The 17,602-nt window shown below is 63.2% G+C and carries 17 protein-coding genes and 2 riboswitches; of the genes, 15 read left to right on the top strand and 2 right to left on the bottom strand.

Annotation, left to right across the window (positions count from 1 at the left end; translation table 11 throughout):
• The first annotated feature begins 27 nt into the window (after positions 1-27).
• The 8 genes from nuoG (at position 28) to C2E25_RS00435 (ending at position 9,716) form a co-directional block, all read left to right on the top strand.
• Complete coding sequence (nuoG, locus tag C2E25_RS00470; RefSeq protein WP_103113852.1) at positions 28-2,394, top strand: NADH-quinone oxidoreductase subunit NuoG; 2,367 nt, start codon at positions 28-30, stop codon at positions 2,392-2,394.
• On the top strand, positions 2,387-3,391 hold the full coding sequence (nuoH, locus tag C2E25_RS00465; protein WP_103113851.1) for an NADH-quinone oxidoreductase subunit NuoH: 1,005 nt from the start codon (positions 2,387-2,389) through the stop codon (positions 3,389-3,391). Before nuoG ends, nuoH begins: the two co-directional genes overlap by 8 nt.
• A gap of 60 nt (positions 3,392-3,451) precedes the next feature.
• Positions 3,452-3,982: an NADH-quinone oxidoreductase subunit NuoI gene (gene nuoI / locus C2E25_RS00460; RefSeq protein ID WP_103113850.1), complete on the top strand. Its 531-nt coding sequence runs from the start codon at positions 3,452-3,454 to the stop codon at positions 3,980-3,982.
• Positions 3,983-4,064: 82 nt separating this feature from the next.
• Positions 4,065-4,586 (top strand): NADH-quinone oxidoreductase subunit J, encoded by a 522-nt coding sequence (locus C2E25_RS00455; RefSeq protein WP_103113849.1) that lies wholly within the window; start codon positions 4,065-4,067, stop codon positions 4,584-4,586.
• On the top strand, positions 4,583-4,888 hold the full coding sequence (nuoK, locus tag C2E25_RS00450) for an NADH-quinone oxidoreductase subunit NuoK (protein WP_085009687.1): 306 nt from the start codon (positions 4,583-4,585) through the stop codon (positions 4,886-4,888). Before C2E25_RS00455 ends, nuoK begins: the two co-directional genes overlap by 4 nt.
• Complete coding sequence (gene nuoL, locus C2E25_RS00445) at positions 4,885-6,750, top strand: NADH-quinone oxidoreductase subunit L (protein ID WP_103113848.1); 1,866 nt, start codon at positions 4,885-4,887, stop codon at positions 6,748-6,750. The genes nuoK and nuoL overlap by 4 nt, the downstream gene beginning before the upstream one ends.
• A 57-nt stretch (positions 6,751-6,807) precedes the next feature.
• Positions 6,808-8,301: a complex I subunit 4 family protein gene (locus C2E25_RS00440; protein WP_103113847.1), complete on the top strand. Its 1,494-nt coding sequence runs from the start codon at positions 6,808-6,810 to the stop codon at positions 8,299-8,301.
• Positions 8,298-9,716, top strand: a complete 1,419-nt coding sequence (locus tag C2E25_RS00435; protein ID WP_103113846.1) for an NADH-quinone oxidoreductase subunit N — start codon at positions 8,298-8,300, stop codon at positions 9,714-9,716. The genes C2E25_RS00440 and C2E25_RS00435 overlap by 4 nt, the downstream gene beginning before the upstream one ends.
• 45 nt (positions 9,717-9,761) lie before the next feature.
• Here the strand turns inward: C2E25_RS00435 and C2E25_RS00430 are convergent, their stop codons facing one another.
• Positions 9,762-10,742: a sirohydrochlorin cobaltochelatase gene (locus tag C2E25_RS00430; RefSeq protein WP_103113845.1), complete on the bottom strand. Its 981-nt coding sequence runs from the start codon at positions 10,740-10,742 to the stop codon at positions 9,762-9,764.
• A 120-nt stretch (positions 10,743-10,862) separates the two neighbouring features.
• Positions 10,863-11,051: riboswitch (cobalamin riboswitch) on the bottom strand.
• Between the two features lie 95 nt (positions 11,052-11,146).
• A riboswitch (cobalamin riboswitch) is annotated at positions 11,147-11,328 on the top strand.
• Between the two features lie 95 nt (positions 11,329-11,423).
• On the opposite strand from C2E25_RS00430, the gene C2E25_RS00425 reads away from it, so the two are divergent.
• The 7 genes from C2E25_RS00425 to C2E25_RS00395 all read left to right on the top strand — a co-directional run bounded on the left by C2E25_RS00425 (position 11,424) and on the right by C2E25_RS00395 (position 16,669).
• Positions 11,424-12,275 (top strand): ABC transporter ATP-binding protein, encoded by an 852-nt coding sequence (locus tag C2E25_RS00425; RefSeq protein ID WP_103113844.1) that lies wholly within the window; start codon positions 11,424-11,426, stop codon positions 12,273-12,275.
• The gene (locus C2E25_RS00420; protein WP_103113843.1) at positions 12,275-13,015 is read left to right on the top strand and encodes an ABC transporter permease; all 741 of its coding nucleotides are present in this window, start codon (positions 12,275-12,277) and stop codon (positions 13,013-13,015) included. Before C2E25_RS00425 ends, C2E25_RS00420 begins: the two co-directional genes overlap by 1 nt.
• Entirely contained in the window at positions 13,012-13,962 is a 951-nt protein-coding gene (locus C2E25_RS00415) for a FecCD family ABC transporter permease (protein WP_103113842.1), read from the top strand. Before C2E25_RS00420 ends, C2E25_RS00415 begins: the two co-directional genes overlap by 4 nt.
• The gene (locus tag C2E25_RS00410; RefSeq protein WP_103113841.1) at positions 13,955-14,692 is read left to right on the top strand and encodes an ABC transporter ATP-binding protein; all 738 of its coding nucleotides are present in this window, start codon (positions 13,955-13,957) and stop codon (positions 14,690-14,692) included. The genes C2E25_RS00415 and C2E25_RS00410 overlap by 8 nt, the downstream gene beginning before the upstream one ends.
• Positions 14,646-15,431: an ABC transporter substrate-binding protein gene (locus tag C2E25_RS00405; protein WP_103113840.1), complete on the top strand. Its 786-nt coding sequence runs from the start codon at positions 14,646-14,648 to the stop codon at positions 15,429-15,431. The genes C2E25_RS00410 and C2E25_RS00405 overlap by 47 nt, the downstream gene beginning before the upstream one ends.
• The gene (cobI, locus tag C2E25_RS00400; RefSeq protein WP_103113839.1) at positions 15,428-16,204 is read left to right on the top strand and encodes a precorrin-2 C(20)-methyltransferase; all 777 of its coding nucleotides are present in this window, start codon (positions 15,428-15,430) and stop codon (positions 16,202-16,204) included. The genes C2E25_RS00405 and cobI overlap by 4 nt, the downstream gene beginning before the upstream one ends.
• 114 nt (positions 16,205-16,318) lie before the next feature.
• The gene (locus tag C2E25_RS00395; RefSeq protein ID WP_103113838.1) at positions 16,319-16,669 is read left to right on the top strand and encodes a CGGC domain-containing protein; all 351 of its coding nucleotides are present in this window, start codon (positions 16,319-16,321) and stop codon (positions 16,667-16,669) included.
• Here C2E25_RS00395 and C2E25_RS00390 read toward each other — a convergent pair whose 3' ends face one another.
• Positions 16,670-16,921, bottom strand: a complete 252-nt coding sequence (locus C2E25_RS00390; protein WP_103113837.1) for a CDGSH iron-sulfur domain-containing protein — start codon at positions 16,919-16,921, stop codon at positions 16,670-16,672.
• Between the last annotated feature and the right edge of the window lie 681 nt (positions 16,922-17,602).

Below are 17,602 nucleotides of genomic sequence, written 5' to 3'. Positions count from 1 at the left end.
CTTAGCCCTTAGCCGATTTTAGCTCTTATGCCGACTTTAACCATCGACAACCAGACCGTGACCGTCCCCGACGGCACCAATGTGCTCGAAGCGGCGCAGCAACTCGGGATCGTCATCCCGCACTTCTGCTACCATGAAGCGCTCGGGGCGGTCGGTTCCTGCCGGCTGTGCGCCATGAAGTTCGAGCAGGGTCCGGTCAAGGGCATCGAGATGGCCTGCATGGTCCAGGCCCAGGACGGGATGGTGGTCTCCACCGTCGACGCCGAGGCGCAAGAGCTGCGCGCCGCGGTGATCGAATGGCTGATGCTCAACCATCCGCACGACTGCCCGGTCTGCGACGAGGGCGGAGAATGTCAGCTGCAGGACATGACCATCGCCGGCGGCCATGGCATCCGTCGCTATCGCGGCAAAAAGCGCACCTGGATAAACCAGGATCTCGGTCCCTTTATCGAACAGGAAATGAACCGCTGCATCCAGTGTTACCGCTGCGTTCGGACCTACCGGGATTACTGCGGCGGCGACGACTTCGGCGTCATGGGCTCGCGCAACCGGGTCTTCTTCGGCCGCTTCAAGGAGGGCAAGCTTGAATCCCCCTTCTCCGGCAACCTCGCCGATGTCTGCCCGACCGGGGTCTTCACCGACAAGACCTGCCGTTTCCGCAGCCGCAGCTGGGATCTGCAGGAGGCAGCCTCGATCTGCCCGCACTGTTCCCTCGGCTGCAGCGTCATTCCCGGCGCCCGCTACCGGGAACTGCAGCGGGTCCGGTCCGGCATCAACCGCCAGACCAACGGCTTTTTCATCTGTGACCGCGGGCGTTTCGGCTATGGTCACGTCAACCATCCCGAACGTCCCCGCACTCCGAAGCTGCAGGGGGCTGATGCCGCCTGGCCTGAGGCCCTGCAGCTGGCCCGGCGACGACTTACCGACATCGCCGCCAAGGTCGGTCCGGAGGCGATCGCCCTGCTCGGTTCACCGCGGGCCTCGCTGGAATCCCTGGCACTGCTGCACGACTGGGCGAAACAGCTCGGCGGCGCCCGCTTCTGCGGTGATCCGCAACCTGGACGAGACAGGGCCGCGCGGCAACTGACCGCCCTGCTCGGTTCCAGAGCGCGCAGCCTGGAGGATGTACGCCGCAGCGACTGCCTGCTGCTGGTCGGTTCCGACCCCCTCAACGAGGCGCCGCTGCTCGGACTGGCCGTGCGCCAGGCGGCCCGCCGGGGAGCCCGGGTGATCGTCATCGACCCTCGTCCGGTTGAGCTCCCCTGTAATTTTCAACGACTGTCGACCGGGCCCGAAGAATTACCGCAACGGCTTGAACACCTGGTTTCCACCACCGAACCGACGGATGACCTGTCGACGCTACGAACCCTGCTGCACCAGGCTGAACGACCGATTCTCTGCGGCGGCGGCGACCTGCTCGGCGAAGTCGGCATTCGCCAGCTGGCGGCAGCAGCCGACCACTTCGGAACCGGGCTGTTCGTCACCCTCGGCGGCCCCAACAGCTATGGCGCGGCCCTGCTGAGCGGCGACGGCCCGGACGCCGACCAGCTCTGTGAAGAGATGCTGGCGGGAAAAATCCGCGCCCTGGTCTGTCTCGAAAACGACCCGCTGGCCGACGGCCCGCAACGCATGGCCCGGGCGCTGGGAAAACTCGAATTCCTGCTGATCCTCGACCACGCCCCCAACCGACTGTCGCGCCAGGCGGACGTTTTTCTGCCGACCACGACCGTCGCCGAAGGCTCCGGCACCCTGGTCAACAACGAGGGACGCATGCTCTCTTTCAGCACGGTATTCAACCCCGGCATTCCGCTCGGCATCAGCAGCGAAGGGGGGCACCCGCCGCGCAGTTTTTCCCCCACCACAGCCGGCGGTGAACCACGTCCGGCCTGGGCGGTGCTGGCACAACTGCGCGGCGAGAACCAGTCTCCGGAGATGATCCGCCGCAAGCTCGAAGGACGGGATTCCCGCTTCGCCGGTTTGAGCCTGCTCGATCCCGATGGCGAAGGACAGCGGGTGCGGGGCGGCGGCCATCCGGCCGGGAGCCATGACCAGAGTTTCCCCCATCCCGCTCCGGAAGGGAGTCTGCCGCTGCTGGTGGTCGAACAGCTGTTCGGCAGCGAACAACTCGCCAGTCTCTCCCCGGCACTCGACGCCGTCCAGCCCGATCCGCAGGTGCTGCTGCACCCGGAAACCGCCGCTGCGCGGGGGCTCAAGGAGGGCGACACGATCGCGCTGCACACCGAGCTGGAAACCTTCTCGCTGCAACTGAAACTGAATGCCGCCATGACTCCGGGGCTGCTGCTCGCCACGCGCCTGCGCGACACGCCGCTGGAGCTGTTCGCGCCGGGGAGCCCGACCCCCTGCCTGGTCGGGAAAGGAGGGGGAGATGCCTGAATGGCTGGTCACCACCATCCTGATCCTGGTCAAACTCGGGTTCGTCTTCTTCCTGCTGCTGACCGGGGCGGCCTACATGGTTCTCGCCGAGCGCAAGCTGCTGGGACGCATGCAGTTGCGCTACGGTCCCAACCGGGTCGGCCCCTTCGGCCTGCTGCAGCCGCTGGCCGACGCCGTCAAGCTGGTCACCAAGGAGGACTTCATTCCCTCCCAGGCCGACAAGTTCCTGTTCTTCATCGCCCCGGGGATCGCCGCGGTCACCGCCCTGCTGACTTTCGCCGTGGTTCCCTTCGGCCCTCCGATCCGCCTGTTCGGCCGTGAAGTGCCGCTGGTGATCTGCGATCTGAACATCGGCGTGCTCTACTTTCTCGGCCTCTCCTCGCTGGCGGTCTACGGCGTCACCCTCGGCGGCTGGGCCAGCAACAGCAAATACGCCCTGCTCGGCAGCATCCGCGCCCTGTCCCAGCTGATCAGCTACGAACTCTCCATGGGCCTGGCGATCGTCCCGGTGGTGCTGATGGCCAGATCTTTCTCCCTGACCAATATCGTCAATGCCCAGGCAGGGCTGCCCTTCGCGATTCTCAATCCGCCGGCCTTCCTGATTTTCCTGGTCAGCGTGCTGGCCGAGAGCAAACGTATCCCCTTCGACCTGCCCGAAGCCGAGAACGAGATCGTCGCCGGCTTCCACACCGAATATTCGGGGATGCGTTTCGGCCTGTTCTTCGTCGGCGAATACATCAACGTCATCATTCTCAGCAGCATGGTCACCGTCCTCTTCCTCGGCGGCTGGCACGGCCCGCTGCTGCCGGGAATCGTCTGGTTCTTCCTCAAGGTCGGATTCATTTCTTTCCTCTTCATCTGGACGCGCGGCACCCTGCCGCGGCTGAGATATGATCAGCTGATGCATTTCGGCTGGAAGATCCTGGTGCCGCTGGCGCTGGTCAACGTGATCGTAACCGGAGCGATATTGTTGCTTTTAAACCCGGCTAAGGGCTAAGGGGAAAAGGCCAAAGGCAAATCTTTCAGCCCTTAGCCCTTAGCCGATGTTAATCATCTTATGAACCTGTATCAAGACATCAAGGCGACCGCTCAGGCCTACTGGATCACCCTGCGGAACATGTTCCGCAAACCGGTGACGATCCAGTACCCGGAACAGAAGCGGGTGCCTTTTGAACGCTACCGGGCGCGGATCGTGCTGACCCGCGACCCGGACGGCGGCGAACGTTGTGTCGCCTGCTACCTGTGCAGCGCCGCCTGCCCGGTCGACTGCATCTCGATGCAGGCCGCGGAGGCGGAAGACGGCCGCCGCTATGCAACCTGGTTCCGGATCAACTTCACCCGCTGCATCTTCTGCGGCATGTGTACCGAGGCCTGCCCGACCCGCGCCATCCAGATGACCGCCGACTACGAAATCTGTCGCCGCGATCCCCTGACCCTGGTCTACGAGAAGGAAGACCTGCTGATCGACGGCCCGGGCAAGGAGCCTGACTACAACTTCTACCGCCACGCCGGCATCGGCGTGGTCAACCCGCGCGGCCAGGGCGAGGAAGAGCGTCCGCCGGCGGATGTGAGGAGTCTGCTGCCATGAACCCTGGGGAAGAGTATCAGGAAACCGTGTCGAAAGCTGAATTCAACCTTTGGCCTTTGGCCCTTGGCCTTTAGCCGAACTTATGACTGCAGCCATTTTCTACATCCTCTCCGCCGCCGCCCTGCTGGCGACGCTGATGGCCATCACCCGGAAGAACCCGGTGCACGCGGTCATCTACCTGGTCCACGCCTTCTTCGCCCTGGCACTGATCTTCTTCATCCTCGGGGCGCCGCTGGTTGCCGCCTGGGAGGTGATCATCTACGCCGGAGCGATCATGGTGCTGTTCCTGTTCATCATCATGATGTTGGAGCTGACGCCGGGAGAAGCCGCCAGGGGACCCGGCTGGCAGCGCTGGGCGCCGGTGATCCTGCTGTCCGGCAGCATTGTCGTCTGCACCCTGCTGCTGATGACCGCCGAACCGCAGGCGGGACCGGGGGGACCAAACTTCTATGCTTCACCGCGCGATTTCGGCTACGGGCTGTTCAAGGAATATGCCCTGGCGGTGGAAATCGTCTCCTTCCAGCTGCTGTTCGCGGCGGTCGGAGCCTTCTACGTCGGCAGGGGAGAACGTACCCGCCGCCGGGCCCGGGGAGATGAACGATGATCGTACCTCTGGAACATGTGCTGATCGTCGCCGGGCTGATGTTCGGCCTCGGCTTCGCCTGCGTACTGGCACGACGCAGCCTGATCATGATCCTGATCGGTGTCGAGGTGATGATCAACGCCGTCGGCCTGGCGCTGGTCGGCGCCTCGGCCTTCTGGCACAACATCGACGGTCAGCTGCTGGTGGTACTGCTGATGGCGCTGACCTCGGCCGAGGTCTCCATCTCCCTGGCGATGGTCGTCTACCTCAACCGGCGCAAGGGAACCCTTGATGCCGATGCCTATAACGAGATGAAGGGATGAACGCCAAGCTGCTGTTCCTGATACCGCTGCTGCCTCTGATCGGGGCGGGCATCAACATCCTCTTCGGGATGCGCTTCCCGCGTGCCGCGCGCGGCTGGATCGCCGTGGCCGCGGTGTCCGCCAGTTTCGTCGCCAGCTGCCTGCTCTGGCCCCTCTCCTCCGGCGAAGGAACCCGCACGGTGCTGGCAACCTGGCTGGCGAGCGGCAACCTGCGGGCCGACTTCGGCATCCTCTTCGACCCGCTGGCTGCCTCAATGACGCTGATGGTCACCGGGGTCTCGACCCTGATCCACCTCTACGCGGTCGGCTACATGGAAAAGGAGCAGGATACGGCGCGCTTCTTCGCCCTGCTCAACCTGTTTGTTTTCGCCATGCTGACCATCGTCCTGGCCGACAACCTGCTGCTGCTGTTTCTCGGCTGGGAAGGAGTCGGCTTCTGTTCCTACGGCCTGATCGGCTTCTGGTACCGCGAGCTGAAGAATGCCCGCGCCGGGCAGAAAGCCTTCCTGGTCACCCGGGTCGGGGATGTCTTCTTCGCCATCGCACTGCTGTGGCTGTTCTCCGCCTCCGGCCAACTCGGAATTCCCGAAATCAATGCCTTCGCCGGCCAGCTTCCGGCTGCCGCGATCACCGCCATCGTGCTGCTGCTGCTGGCCGGGGCGAGCGGCAAGAGCGCCCAGCTGCCGCTGATGACCTGGCTGCCCGACGCCATGGCCGGGCCGACCCCGGTTTCGGCACTGATCCACGCCGCGACCATGGTCACCGCCGGAGTCTACCTGCTCTGCCGGCTGTTCCCGCTGGTCTCCCTGTCAGCGACCGGGATGACCGCCATCGCCCTGGTCGGCGGGCTGACCGCCTTCTACGCCGCCACCTGCGCCCTGGCGCAGCGGGAGATCAAGCGGGTGCTGGCCTACTCGACCATGAGCCAGATCGGCTACATGTTCATCGCCGTCGGCGCCGGAAGCGTTTCCGGAGCGATGTTCCACCTTTATACCCACGCCTTCTTCAAGGCCCTGCTGTTCATGGGCGCCGGCTGCGTCATCCACCTCTGCCACGAGGAGAACGACATCTACAAAATGGGCGGGGTGGCGAAAAAATCCCCCCTGGTCACGATCCTCTTTCTTGCCGGCCTGCTGTGCCTGGCGGGAGCGCCGCTGACCGGTGGCTTTTTCTCCAAGGACGGCATCCTGGTGGCTGCGTACGCCGCGGGAGGAAACGGACTGCGCCTGGCCTGGGCGCTTGGCACGCTGAGCGCCCTGCTGACCAGCTTCTACAGCTTCCGCCTCTTTTTCCTGGTCTTTACCGGTCCGCCGCGCAGCCCCGGGAAACCGCATCCGCTGCCGACCCTGATGCGCTGGACCCTGCCGCCACTGGCCCTGCTCGGCCTGTTCGGCGGACTGTTCAATCTTCCGTCGGTCTGGGGCGGGCATGAACTGCTGCATCGCCTGCTGACCGGAAGTGAGGCGAAACCGCTGGTCGATCATGCCACCGAACTGGCGCTGACGGTGACCGCCGTGTGCCTGTTCGCTCTCGGCCTGTTCGCCGCCGTCGGACTCTATCGTTCTTTTCCCGGCGAACGCCCCGCCTGGTACAAACACTTTCTGCTGCACGGCTGGCAGGCCGATCGCCTGGTCGAATGGAGCCTGCTGAAGCCATTTCGGGCCATCGCCCGCTTCTGCGGCCTGGGCCTCGACCAGACGGTGATCGAGGGGACTCTGCACGGCCTGGCCGGCGTAACCCAGAAACAGGGTGATCGCACCCGGCAGCTGGCCACCGGCCGCATCAGCACCTACCTGCACGGCTTCGCCTGGGGGCTGGTCCTGATGCTCGGCTGGTTCCTGCTGGAGATGGTTAAAGGATGAGATGTGAGATGAACGTAATATGCTGAACTGCACACGGGAAACAGAAAACGGGCTCCGATGACCTCCTTTCCTGTACTGACATCGCTGCTGCTGCTGCCGCTGGCCGGGACCGGGCTCTGCCTGCTCTTTCGCCGCAAGCCGGACCTGTGCCGGGCGCTCACCCTGGCGACCACGCTGGTGATGCTGGCGTTGTGCGCCTGGGTGTTCTGCCAGCAGCCGGATGCCGCCGGCTGGTACCTGCGTGAGGACTATCCCTGGATCGAGCGGCTCGGAGCGCGCTTCACCCTGGCGATGGACGGGCTCTCCCTGCTGATGGTGGTGCTGACCGCCTTCCTGCAGGTGATCGCGGTGCTAATCTCCTGGCACCAGAAGAAACATCCGGCCTTCTTCTACGCCCTGCTGCTGCTGATGGAAGCCGGCATCCTCGGTGTTTTCCTGGCCAGCGACCTGCTGCTCTTCTACCTCTTCTGGGAGGTGATGCTGATCCCGATGTTCTTCCTGATCGGCATCTGGGGACACGGCCGGCGAGTTTACGCCGCGGTCAAGTTCTTTCTCTTCACCCTCGCCGGTTCACTGCTGATGCTGCTGGCGATCATCGGCCTCTACCTGCTGCACGGTAAGCAGACCGGCGATTACAGCTTCGCCCTCGAAGCATTGAAGCACACCGACTGCGGCGCCTGGGAGCCCTGGCTCTACGCCGGCTTCATGCTCGGCTTCCTGGTCAAGGTGCCGGTGGTGCCGCTGCATACCTGGCTGCCCGACGCCCACACCGTCGCCCCGGCGGCCGGCTCCCTCGACCTGGCCGGGCTGCTGCTCAAGACCGGGGTCTTCGGCATCCTCCGCTTCGCCTTCCCGCTCTTTCCGCAGAGCGCCGCGGCCAGCCTGCCACTGCTGGCGTTTTTGGCCCTGGTCGGGCTGTTTTACGCAGCCTGGTGTGCCTATATCCAGGGGGATGTCAAGCGCCTGATCGCCTACTCGTCGGTCTCCCATCTCGGGGTGATCATGCTCGGCCTGGCGGCCGCCAACGTGCTGGCGCTGGAAGGGGCGATCCTGCTGATGCTCTGCCACGGCCTGACCACCGGCGCCCTGTTCGCCCTGGTGTCGATGCTGCGCCGCCGTACCGGCACCCGCGAACTGGCCAAGCTGGGCGGGATGTGGCAGGAAGCGCCGATCTTCTCCTGCTTCTTCCTGTTTTTCGCCCTGGCCTCCCTCGGTCTGCCGGGACTGGCCAATTTCAGCGGCGAGATCCTGGTCTTCGCCGGCACCTTCCAGGTCCGGCCCCTGTGGGGCGCGCTGGCGGTGGTCGGGGTGGTGTTCGCCGCCGCCTACATCCTGCGCATGGTCCAGGAGCTGCTCTGGGGTGAACGCCCGGCCGGCCGCCCCTGGCCCGACCTGACCACCCTGGAAGTCGTGGCCCTGGCACCGCTGGTCTTCTTCACTCTCTGGCTCGGGCTCTATCCGGAGACCTTCCTTGCCCACCTGCATCTGCCGGTAAAAATTCTGCTTGAGCAGGCGGCTCCGCTGGTCGCCGCCCACGGAGGTCTGCCATGAGCGGCGCCGAACTGATCGCCCTGCTGCCGGTGCTGATCCTCGCCCTCGGCGCCACCGCGCTGCTGATGGCTGGCGCCTGGTGGCCGCGACGCAACACCCTGATCGGCACCGGCGTGGCCATCGCCCTGTTGGCGGCGCTCACCGCCGGCGGCTGCCCGCCGCCGGTGGCCGAAGTCAGCGGCATGTTCAGCAGCGGCCCCTACGCACGTTTCTTCACCATTCTCTGGAGCCTGCTGGCGGCGATGACCCTGCTGCTCTCACCGCGCTACGGCCGGGCGCGCCGCTTCCCCGCCGGAGAATACCCGGCCCTGGTGCTGTTCGCCGCCGCAGGGATGGCGCTGCTTTCCTCGGCCAGTTCCCTGGTCGGTCTGCTGGTCGGTCTGGAATCCTTCACCCTGGTACTCTATATCCTGATCGCCATCGACAAGACCTGCCCGCGCGGCACCGAGGCGGGGCTGAAATACCTGGTGATGGGCATCGTCGCCACCGGCCTGCTCGGCTTCGGCATCGCCCTGATCTACGCGACAACCGGAACCTTCCATTTCGCCGAAATGCACCAGGCGCTGCTCGAAGGCGGAAAGCTGCGTCCCCTGGGCCTGCTCGGCTGGGCGCTGATCCTCTGCGCCGCCGGCTTCAAGGTCTCACTGGTGCCCTTCCATCTCTGGACCCCCGATGTCTACCAGGGCGCCCCGGCACCGGTCACCGCCCTGCTCTCGACCGGCTCCAAGGGGGCGGTGTTCGCCGCCTTGGTGGCACTGATGATCGGCATCGGCCGGGGGCTGGAGGCGCTGGCCCCGCTGCTCTGGGCGCTGGCCGCCGCCTCGATCATCCTCGGCACCCTCTGCGCCCTGCGCCAGGACAACATCAAGCGGATGCTCGCATACTCTTCGGTCGCCCACATGGGCTACGTCACCATCGGCCTGCTGGCCGGTGGTGAAACCGGCCGCAGCGCGGTAATCTTCTACCTGGTGGTCTACACCCTCTCCAACCTCGGCGCCTTCGGAGTGCTGACCGCCTTCGCCATCCAGGGGGAGGAGCCGCAGAATTACAAGGATCTGCGCGGCCTCGGCTATCACCACCCGCGACGCGGCAGTGCGCTGGCCTTCTTCCTGCTGTCGCTGGCCGGCATCCCGCCGACCGCCGGCTTCATCGCCAAGTTCAACATCTTCCATGCCGCCATCAAGACCGACCATCTCGGCATCGCCCTGCTCGGCATCCTCGCCTCGCTGGTTTCACTCTATTACTACCTGCGCCCGGTAATCGTCATGTTCCTCACCCGCGAACGGGATCTCTGCCTTGACCGGGGCAGCGCGAGTGAACACACCGTGCTGGGCGTCTGCCTGCTGGCGGTCCTGTTGCTCGGCATCTATCCGGGACCGCTGTTCGATCTGATCGCGCTGATTCTGCCGTCCTGATGTGCGACGCAGCTTCAGCGGGACGTTGTCCCCACGGCTTCAGGTCTATTTCAGGACAATGCCTGCATCCGCGGCAGCATCGGCAGCGTGCCTGACGAAGATATCCGCGACCCGATCATTCTCTCCCATGCCGTGCAGGTAGGGGACAACCTCGATCCCTTCTTTTTCAAAAATGGATTTCCATGAATCCTGGCCCGGACCGGCCATGTCATGGGTGGCATGATCCCCGGCGACAATCATAAGGGCTCGAATCACCACCTTTTTGACCCCGGATCTTTTCAACGTCTCCAGGACCTGCTCGATTGCGGGGTAGCCCTCAACCGTGCCGATGACGGTTTTGACATCGGGATAGGCCAGGCTCATCTCATGGTCGAACTGCAGGTAGGATCCACCGGAGGGGAAATGATCATTGCCATGGCCCATGTAGACCAGCGCCGCACCATTCTTTCTCGCCCGCTCCACATCCTCCCGCATCGCCTTGACCGCGGTTTTGATATCTTCGGCATACGGATGTTCAATCCCGAAAGTTCCCAGCAGGGGGCGGCCGATAACCAGCTTGTGGAAGGGCTTGAATCTCTTCTTGATGGTGTCGATGGATGCCAGGGCCTCCACATAGGCGGTCAGGTCAAGAAATTCCTCGGCCGGGGCAATGTGGGTGGGCTGCACCACCAGGGTGTCATAACCGTCGTCCTGGAAGTTGGCGATAGCGGCCAGCGGTCCCTGGACATGCAGAATCTCCGGCGGGATGTTCGGATGGGCCTTGATGTAGGCCGGATCGGCAGCCCGCTTTTGCCAGATCTTCCGGATGATGTTCGAGGTAAAGGCAAAACGAACCGGGGTCTCGGGGTAGGCTTTTTTCATTCGATCCCTGATGTTGAGCAACCCCTGCAGCGCGGGCTCGACAGTGGTGCCGAACATCGCCAGGACAATTCCGCTCCTGTGTGCCACCCGATACTCTCCGGCCCGGGCCTGCAGGGTGGACAGAAACAAAGCCAGGGCAACCGCAACAACAACCGATTTTTTCATGGAACCTCCGGTGTTTACGACCCGGAATAAAAAAATCCCGGACCAATTAAAAATAATTGATCCGGGATTTCCCTGTCTGTATCCCAGAATCCTGTTTTCCGTCAATTCCCTGCGCCACAGGAAATCAACAACGTTTCAGGCAGGTCTTCTGACTTCCGGATCAAGCGACTTGTCGCGCCTTCCCGATCGCATTGATCAGTGGCATTCATGCGACGTTCGTCCCCGGTCACAGCGGCGGGCCCGTCCCGGATTTACACCGGGTTCCCTTTTCATCCACGATATGCGGACACCTGAAAACAATGTCAGGTACCTTATCGATATCGAATGCTTAAGTCAACAACCCGGACGTGGCGGGACACCGGCCTTGTCAGCAGCACCTGCTTCATGTTAAAAATGCGGACCATTGAGAATACCTGTTCGCCGGTGCCCCGATGGGGCTTGATAGGGAAGAGGGGTGCAAATCCCCCGCGGACCCGCCGCTGTGAGCGAGGACGAAGGACCGACAGCCACTGATCAATACGATCGGGAAGGCGGTCCGGAGGATGATTCGCGAGCCAGAAGACCTGCCGGAACGAACCCGCCACATTCTTCCCCGGGGTTCAGGGAAAGTGGACTGACCGGATCTTAAAAACGCAAGGTCCGCACGCCCCTGCCGGGGTGGTGCGGACCTTTTTTATTTCTATGCCCGCTGAAATCGAAGTCATCGACCTCTGCCGCCGATTCGGAACAACCCGCGCGGTCGACGGAATCAGCTTCCGGGTCGCCCGGGGGGAATTGTTCGCCTTTCTCGGCCCCAACGGTGCCGGGAAAACCACGACGATCAATCTGCTGACCGGGCTGCTCTCTCCGGATCGCGGACGCATCCGTTATCGTGGAGAAGACTTCGACCCGGGTCGACTGGCCGTCAAAAAAATGATCGGCGTCGTGCCCCAGCACAATAATCTCGACAAGGAACTGACGGTCCGTGAAAACCTGCGGGTTCACGGCCGCTTGTTCGGCCTTGGCGGACGGGAGCTCAGCGAACGGATCAATTTCTGCCTCGACTTCGCGGCCCTGAACGAAAAACGCGACACCCCGGCCGGCAAGCTCTCCGGCGGGATGAAACGCAAACTGGTCATCGCCCGTGCCCTGCTCCACCAGCCGGCGATCCTGTTTCTCGATGAACCGACGGTCGGCCTTGACCCGCACAGCCGGCGCCGCATGTGGGCCTTTCTGCGTCGCATCAACCAGGAACAGCAGTGTACGGTTTTTCTCACCACCCACTATATCGAAGAAGCCGACAGCCTCGCCGACCGGGTACTGATCATCGACCGGGCACGGATCATCGCCGAAGGCACCCCGGCCGAACTGAAACAGCAGGCCGGCCATTTCGTCCTCGACATCTACCGGGAAGAGGCCTTGGACAACGAATTTTTCACCACCCGGGAAGCGGCCCTCGAGCGGCTGAAACAACTGGAGATGTCGGTGCGCATCCGTGAGACCACCCTCGAAGATGTCTTTCTGCGCCTGACCGGCAAACGGCTGGAGGCATGATGCTGAACGGCGTCCGTGGCATCTATCTGCGTGAGATCCTGATCCTGCGCAAGAAACTGGTCAAGACCGTGCTCTCGGCGGCCGTTTCACCGGGGCTGTTCCTGATCGCCTTCGGCTACGGGATCGGCAACAACGCCCGGGTGGACGGATTGAGCTACCTGGCCTTTCTGCTGCCGGGGTTGCTGACCATGAGCAGCATGAACCAGAGTTACGGCATCGCCACCGAAATCAACATCGCCCGCTTCTACTTCAAGGTGTTCGAAGAATACCTGCTGGCGCCGATCCGACGCTGGGAAATCGTGGTCGGCGAGATGGGCTACGGTATCACCAGGGGACTGATCCCGATGCTGGTCATCGCCTTCTACAGCCTGCTGTGCGGTGTGCAGCTGCACTTCGGACCACTGTTTCTGCTGGCGCTGCTGCTGCACCTCGGGATCTTCGCCCTGCTCGGGCTGGTGGTCGCCCTGCTGGTACGCAACCACAGCGACCAGGCGACCATGAACGCCTTTCTGATCACGCCGATCATGTTTCTCTCCGGCACCTTCTTTCCGGTGGCGCAGATGCCGCTTCCGGTTCGTCTGCTGGCCGCTCTCTCGCCGCTGACGTACTCAACACGACTGATCCGCTCGACCCTGCTGCCGGGCGTCACGGTCGAAACCGGGCTGTTTCCGGTGCTGCTGATCATGCTGGTCGGCCTGTTTCTGCTCGCCGGCCGGGTGGTCGCCAGGGTGCAGGCATGAAACGGCTGCTCTGGTTCCTCTTCGTCCTGACCCTGGTCGGCTCCTGCCTGCTCGGTTCGACGACCATCCATCCCTTCAATCTGACGGCGGTGGAACGAGACATCCTTTTCGGACTGCGGCTGCCGCGGGTGCTGTTCAGCGCCGTGATCGGTGCCATGCTCGGCCTGTCGGGGAGCGTCTACCAACTGACCCTGAAGAATCCCCTGGCCGACAGTTTCACCACCGGGGCGGCGTCCTCAGCCGCCCTGGGCGCGGTCCTCGCCATCGCCCTCGGGATCCCGCTGCCGCTGGTGCCGCTGGTCGCCCTGCTGACCGGGCTGGGCGGGCTGCTGCTGGTCTATCGCCTGGCCCGCAGGGACGGCTTCATCAACCCGGTAAGCATGATTCTGGCCGGGATTGTCATGAACATCGTTGCCTCGGCGGTGATCAGTTTTTCCAAGTACTATTTCGAGGATTCCCTTTCCTCGATTGTCTTCTGGTTGATGGGCGGCTTTTTCGTCGTCGACTGGGGAAAGCTGCTGGTCTGCCTGGCGGTTTTTGCCGTTGCCTACCTGCTGTTCAGCCGCCGGGCCCTGCAGCTCAACCTGCTGGCTCTCGACGAACATTCGGCTCAGACCCTGGGCGTCAATGTCCATCGGTTGCGCAGCTTTGCCTTTGTCATCGCCACCCTGCTGGTCGCCGTCGCCGTCAGCCACACCGGCATCATCGGCTTTGTCGGCCTGATCGTTCCGCACATCGCCCGCAGCCTGTTCGGCAGCGACATGCGCCACAACCTCTTCTATTCCTCTCTGCTCGGCGCCCTGCTGCTGACCGCCGCCGACACCCTGGCCCGGATCATCATCCCCGGCGGTGCCGAACTGCCGGTCGGCATCGTCACCGCCCTGCTCGGCGGCAGTTTTTTCCTCTACCTGCTGCAGACCCGCCGGGAAAGATTCTGGCATGGCTGAACTGAGCGTCGACAAGCTGCGCTTCCGACGGGGACATTTCACCCTGGAGCTGGACCGGCTGCAGATCGCCCCGGGAGAGAAAGTCGCCATCCTGGGGGAAAACGGCTGTGGCAAAACGACCCTGCTGCAGCTGCTCGCCGGGCTGCTGCCGCCGTCCGGAGGCCAGGTGCGCTACGGCAACGCGCCGCTGCAGAAAATCCCGATGATCCGACGGGCGCGGCTGTTCGCCCTGCTGCCCCAGTTCAGCGACGTCATCTTCCCGTTCAGCGTCTTCGAAGTGGTGCTGTTCGGCCGCTTCCCCCATCGGCAGGGGAATGCCTTCAGCGCCGAGGACCGGCAGCTGAGCGCGGAGATGCTGGCCCGGTTCGACCTGGAGGATCTCGCCGAGCGGCCGTTCAACCAGCTCTCCGGGGGCGAAAAACGCCGGGTGATGCTGGCCCGGGTCCTCAACCAGCAGGCCCCGCTGCTCTATCTCGACGAGCCGAACGCCGGCCTTGACATCCGCCATGCCCTGGAGATCTTTTCCCTGCTCAGGGACAGACCGGAAACCATCGTCGCACCGGTCCACGACATCAATCTCGCGCACCGCTTTTTCGACCGCTTCCTGCTGCTGAAAGAGGGGCGCCTGCTGGCCGACGTGCACAGGGCGCAACTGACCCCCGCACTGCTTACGGAGACTTACAATGTCCAAGTTGCTACTGGTACTGCTGCTTTTCTGTTTCAGCACTGAAGCTGTCGCCGCCAAGCGTATCGTCCTGCTGGCCCCGGCCGCCGGCGACATTCTGCTCAAACTGGGCGTGGCGAACCAGGTGGTCGGAGTGACCCGGAACCTCAAAGGATTCCCCCGCGCCCGCCAGGTCGGCTCACACATCCACCCCAACCTGGAGATTATCCGTTCACTCGCCCCCGACCTGTTGATTATCTCCTCCAATCGGTTTTTCTCCGAGCAGATGGCAGCCGCGGTCGACGCACCAGTTTTCACCTATCACCCCCGCACCCTCGACGAAATCCTGCAGCAGATCGGCGAACTGGCGGCGACGCTGGACAAACCAACCGCCGGCAAACGATTGGTTGCCCGCCAGCGGCAAAAACTGGCCGACATCAAGCCGCTCGCCGCCGCACCGAAAGTGATGTTCGAAATTACCGCCATGCCGCTCATCGTTGCCGGCAGCGGTCACATCGTGGCCGACATTGTCAACCGAGCAGGAGGTGTTCTGCTCGCTCCGAGCCGTCGGAAACTGGTTCGTTTCAACCCGGAATCAGTCCTCGCCCGGCAGCCGGATGTCTACATCTACCAGGTTGGACCGATGAACAAAAATCCGCTCCCGCCTGCTGAACGTGGCCCGCTGAAGCGACTTGATGCCCGGTTTCTGCGAGTCGACGAACTGCTCTTCTCCCGCGCCAACACGCACAGTTTCGACAATGTCCTGAAACTCAACCGCTACTTCCGGGAGGCCAGCAACGGATGAACCCAGCCAGCCCCGCCCTGTCCGGACACTTCTACGCCGTCGGCGTCGGTCCCGGCACTCCGGACCTGCTGACCCTGCGCGCCGCCCGGATCATCGAGAGCGCCGACCTGGTGATTGTTCCCCGCGCCCAGGGAGCCGATCGCAGCCTGGCCCTGGAGACGATCCGGCCGTTTCTGCGGGATCAGCAGCTGCTCTGTGTCAGCTATCCCATGCAGCGCAACGACCAGGCCACCCGTGCCCGCTGGCAGGAGCTGGCCGGACAGGTGGGAGACCACTGCCGGCAGGGGCGTGCCGTGGTCCAGGCAACACTCGGCGACCCCCTGATCTTTGCCACCAGCTCCTACCTCATGCAGGGGCTGACGGAACAGCTCCCCCGGGAACGAATCCACGTGGTCCCCGGAATCAGCGCTTTTCAGACCGGCGCCAGCCGCTTCGGCGTCCCCCTCACCCTACAGGAGGATCGCCTGACCCTGATGTCGGCCACCGACCTGGAGCTGGTTGCCGGGGCCCTGGACCATTGCGAGACCCTGGTACTCTACAAGGCCGGCGGGATGATCAGCGCTCTCCGCACGCTCCTGAAAGAACGCGGCCTGCTCGGCTCCGCCCGCCTGGTCAGCTGCGTCGAGCAGGGCAACGGCGAACTGCTGGTCGACAACCTCGAAAGCTGGCAGCCAGTCCCGCTCAGCTACATGAGTACTCTCATTGTGCACGTGGGCCGGCAGGGATGGCGGCCGGGAAACGGCAGAGAAAAGCTCCGCCGCGACAGCGCATGAACAGCAGCCGGACCCCGCGCCGGGGTCGCAGGATCGACGAGCGGCCGATCGCGACGACAATCGCCAGACATCGCCACCAGGCTCTGGCAACACCTCTTACTTCTCGACAATACGATGAAAATCGCCATCATTGTCCATAAGACAACACTCGACAAATGCACCGGCAAAGGCTGCCTCAACGCTTTTTTCCAGAGAGACGACGCCTTTGCCCCTTACGGACCGGAAGCCCAACTGGTCGCCTTCACTCATGACGGGGGGGCACTGGAAAAAAAGATCGGGCGGCTGAAACAGCTGGGAGTCGAGGTGGTACACCTGTCCAGTTGCGTGCGGAGCAAGAACCCCGCCTATGAGGCTCTGGCACGGAAGCTGTCGGAGGATTTCGCGGTGGTCGGCTACACGCACGGCTCTCGCCAGGGACGAACCAGGGCGGCAATATGCCTGCCGGCACGAAAACACCGCGAGTGATCAGCTTTCGCTGTCGGGGCTGAACCCGCAGCCCCCGTCACAGAAGGGCCGGTTGCCGGTTTTGCCGCAACTGCAGAGATAAACCTTCTGCCGCCGGGTGATCTCGAAGCGGATCGGCCGGGGGCCGTCAGAGGAGTGACTGCCGTCACAGAAGGGCAGATTCTGCGAACCACCGCAGGCGCAGCGGTCGTAGGTTCCCGGGTCAAGGGTGATGGCGATCGGCATACCGGCATCGGTGTTGGGCTTGGTCATGGGAGCTGGACTCCTTCCACCTGAGTCAGTGAGTTCCTGTTGGAGTGTTGCCCGCGCGGGGCGCTTACCGGTGCATTTTACCATGCCCCGCTGAGGGAGTTGCTGGAGGAGCGGGGAAGGAGTGATGTTTTGATGGGACTTAGGTGCCCATTTATCACCCCTGGCCCGCATGCTCCCGTAATCTTTCCCGGTGGTTTCCAGTTGTACCACCGTGTAGAGGGGCAGAAAAATCAGCGGAGAACTGATCTATCTGTGCTGCTCGTTCATCACGAATGAGGTTTCTACCTGCTGGATACTGGGAGGTTGCGTATCGAAGCGAATAGCAAAGGGTGTTTTGTTTACTACCCATAAACAGATGGAGAGATTTCAAAGACCTGACTTGGCCTCTATGGAGGTAAGCTTCCCAACAGGGGCGATGACAAAATCGAGTTCAGCGTTAGAGGCTCCCCCTTCACGCAGCTAAGAATTCAGTTCACGGTTCGGCTCGTCAGCCAATAGCGCCTGGAGGTGCTGACCGATAAACTGTTCAGCAATGGCGCCCTGGTTGATGAGTGAGAGGCCATCCAACTGAGAGAGATTTCTCCACATTACAGTAGGCTACGATAATGGAATTGTGAACCTCGCTCACTTCTCCGGAATTGCGCTTTCAGCAATTCATGAGCGACCTTCTCATTCACATCC

The sequence above is a fragment of the Geothermobacter hydrogeniphilus genome, assembly GCF_002898515.1.
GTDB lineage: Bacteria > Desulfobacterota > Desulfuromonadia > Desulfuromonadales > Geothermobacteraceae > Geothermobacter_A.
The sequence above is the reverse complement of the archived record's forward strand: the minus strand, read 5'-3'. Positions and strand labels throughout refer to the sequence as shown.

Coding starts and splice junctions, on each gene's coding strand:
- nuoG (WP_103113852.1), top strand. CDS start 28: ATGCCGACTTTAACCATCGACAACCAGACCGTGACCGTCCCCGACGGC.
- nuoH (WP_103113851.1), top strand. CDS start 2,387: ATGCCTGAATGGCTGGTCACCACCATCCTGATCCTGGTCAAACTCGGG.
- nuoI (WP_103113850.1), top strand. CDS start 3,452: ATGAACCTGTATCAAGACATCAAGGCGACCGCTCAGGCCTACTGGATC.
- C2E25_RS00455 (WP_103113849.1), top strand. CDS start 4,065: ATGACTGCAGCCATTTTCTACATCCTCTCCGCCGCCGCCCTGCTGGCG.
- nuoK (WP_085009687.1), top strand. CDS start 4,583: ATGATCGTACCTCTGGAACATGTGCTGATCGTCGCCGGGCTGATGTTC.
- nuoL (WP_103113848.1), top strand. CDS start 4,885: ATGAACGCCAAGCTGCTGTTCCTGATACCGCTGCTGCCTCTGATCGGG.
- C2E25_RS00440 (WP_103113847.1), top strand. CDS start 6,808: ATGACCTCCTTTCCTGTACTGACATCGCTGCTGCTGCTGCCGCTGGCC.
- C2E25_RS00435 (WP_103113846.1), top strand. CDS start 8,298: ATGAGCGGCGCCGAACTGATCGCCCTGCTGCCGGTGCTGATCCTCGCC.
- C2E25_RS00430 (WP_103113845.1), bottom strand. CDS start 10,742: ATGAAAAAATCGGTTGTTGTTGCGGTTGCCCTGGCTTTGTTTCTGTCC.
- C2E25_RS00425 (WP_103113844.1), top strand. CDS start 11,424: ATGCCCGCTGAAATCGAAGTCATCGACCTCTGCCGCCGATTCGGAACA.
- C2E25_RS00420 (WP_103113843.1), top strand. CDS start 12,275: ATGCTGAACGGCGTCCGTGGCATCTATCTGCGTGAGATCCTGATCCTG.
- C2E25_RS00415 (WP_103113842.1), top strand. CDS start 13,012: ATGAAACGGCTGCTCTGGTTCCTCTTCGTCCTGACCCTGGTCGGCTCC.
- C2E25_RS00410 (WP_103113841.1), top strand. CDS start 13,955: ATGGCTGAACTGAGCGTCGACAAGCTGCGCTTCCGACGGGGACATTTC.
- C2E25_RS00405 (WP_103113840.1), top strand. CDS start 14,646: ATGTCCAAGTTGCTACTGGTACTGCTGCTTTTCTGTTTCAGCACTGAA.
- cobI (WP_103113839.1), top strand. CDS start 15,428: ATGAACCCAGCCAGCCCCGCCCTGTCCGGACACTTCTACGCCGTCGGC.
- C2E25_RS00395 (WP_103113838.1), top strand. CDS start 16,319: ATGAAAATCGCCATCATTGTCCATAAGACAACACTCGACAAATGCACC.
- C2E25_RS00390 (WP_103113837.1), bottom strand. CDS start 16,921: ATGACCAAGCCCAACACCGATGCCGGTATGCCGATCGCCATCACCCTT.